Origin of the sequence: Ornithinibacillus gellani, from assembly GCF_003730295.1 — a bacterium.
Classification (GTDB): Bacteria; Bacillota; Bacilli; order Bacillales; family Amphibacillaceae; genus Ornithinibacillus_A; species Ornithinibacillus_A gellani.
In genome coordinates, this window is sequence record NZ_QTSZ01000043.1 from 1 (window position 1) to 1,590 (window position 1,590).

A 1,590-nucleotide genomic window follows, 5' to 3' on the forward strand; every position below is an offset into this window, starting at 1 on the left:
GTGGAAAGGATAAGTGCTGAAAGCATCTAAGCATGAAGCCCCCCTCAAGATGAGACTTCCCATCACTTCAAGTGAGTAAGATCCCTCAAAGACGATGAGGTTGATAGGTCCGAGGTGGAAGCGTGGTGACACGTGCAGCTGACGGATACTAATTGATCGAGGACTTAACTAACTTATTTTGGTTGACATGTCATTGAATGATCGCTTATTTGGTTTTCAGGGTATAAATTTTTTAAAATAAGACTTGCATTTTTATTCATAAATGCATATAATAGTTCTTGTCTTGAAATTTAGACAAACTGAAGTCCTATCCAATACAAACCATCTTGATGGAATGTTTGGGAGACTTACATAGTATCGAATGTCTGGCAGCAATAGCGAAGAGGTCACACCTGTTCCCATACCGAACACAGTAGTTAAGCTCTTCTGCGCCGATGGTAGTTGAGGCATCGCCTCTGCAAGAGTAGGACGCCGCCGGACAATTTATTTGGAGGATTAGCTCAGCTGGGAGAGCACCTGCCTTACAAGCAGGGGGTCGCAGGTTCGAGCCCTGCATCCTCCACCATGCCGGCCTAGCTCAACTGGTAGAGCAACTGACTTGTAATCAGTAGGTTGGGGGTTCAAGTCCTCTGGCCGGCACCATCTTTTCTTGGGACATTAGTTAGTTATTGTTCGTCAATATAATATTGTCTTCGTTTAGGATTATTTTCTATACGAGCCATTAGCTCAGTCGGTAGAGCATCTGACTTTTAATCAGAGGGTCACAGGTTCGAATCCTGTATGGCTCACCATTTTTTGCGGGTGTGGCGGAATTGGCAGACGCGCTAGACTTAGGATCTAGTATCTTCGGATGTGGGGGTTCGACTCCCTTCACCCGCATCATTTCATAAAATCGGATATTGCGCGGAAGTAGTTCAGTGGTAGAACACCACCTTGCCAAGGTGGGGGTCGCGGGTTCGAATCCCGTCTTCCGCTCCATATGACTGCCGGGGTGGCGGAATTGGCAGACGCACAGGACTTAAAATCCTGCGGTAGGTGACTACCGTACCGGTTCGATTCCGGTTCTCGGCACCATTTTCATATGCGCCCGTAGCTCAATTGGATAGAGCGTTTGACTACGGATCAAAAGGTTAGGGGTTCGACTCCTCTCGGGCGCGCCATTATATATAACGGGAAGTAGCTCAGCTTGGTAGAGCACTTGGTTTGGGACCAAGGGGTCGCAGGTTCGAATCCTGTCTTCCCGACCATTGATTTTTTTGGGGCCTTAGCTCAGCTGGGAGAGCGCCTGCCTTGCACGCAGGAGGTCAGCGGTTCGATCCCGCTAGGCTCCACCATTTTTTTGCGAATGAAGCTTGACTTTGTTTGTTAAAAATGTTATATTAATAAAGTCGCCAAATTGAAGCGACGGAATATTTGCTCTTTGAAAACTGAATAAAACAACCAGTATGTCAAGAGAAACAGAACCTGTTTTTCTTTAAAAAAATTAGTCAGAATTTGTTTCTGATTGCTAAGTATGAAACTTTACTTTTTTGGAGAGTTTGATCTTGGCTCAGGACGAACGCTGGCGGCGTGCCTAATACATGCAAGTCG

General features: G+C 46.2%; 9 tRNA genes and 3 rRNA genes. All 12 read left to right on the forward strand.

The window, feature by feature from the left end:
- A 23S ribosomal RNA gene (locus DX933_RS13535) occupies positions 1-172 on the forward strand; the annotation flags it as partial.
- A 192-nt stretch (positions 173-364) separates the two neighbouring features.
- A 5S ribosomal RNA gene (gene rrf / locus DX933_RS13540) occupies positions 365-480 on the forward strand.
- A 9-nt stretch (positions 481-489) separates the two neighbouring features.
- A tRNA-Val gene (locus tag DX933_RS13545) sits at positions 490-565 on the forward strand.
- 1 nt (position 566) lies between these two features.
- A tRNA-Thr gene (locus DX933_RS13550) sits at positions 567-642 on the forward strand.
- A gap of 73 nt (positions 643-715) precedes the next feature.
- Positions 716-791 (forward strand) — tRNA-Lys (locus DX933_RS13555).
- A gap of 6 nt (positions 792-797) precedes the next feature.
- Positions 798-879, forward strand: a tRNA-Leu gene (locus tag DX933_RS13560).
- A 24-nt stretch (positions 880-903) separates the two neighbouring features.
- Positions 904-978 (forward strand) — tRNA-Gly (locus tag DX933_RS13565).
- 7 nt (positions 979-985) lie between these two features.
- Positions 986-1,074, forward strand: a tRNA-Leu gene (locus DX933_RS13570).
- A gap of 9 nt (positions 1,075-1,083) precedes the next feature.
- Positions 1,084-1,160, forward strand: a tRNA-Arg gene (locus DX933_RS13575).
- Between the two features lie 10 nt (positions 1,161-1,170).
- Positions 1,171-1,247, forward strand: a tRNA-Pro gene (locus DX933_RS13580).
- An 11-nt stretch (positions 1,248-1,258) separates the two neighbouring features.
- Positions 1,259-1,334, forward strand: a tRNA-Ala gene (locus DX933_RS13585).
- A gap of 192 nt (positions 1,335-1,526) precedes the next feature.
- A 16S ribosomal RNA gene (locus DX933_RS13590) occupies positions 1,527-1,590 on the forward strand; the annotation flags it as partial.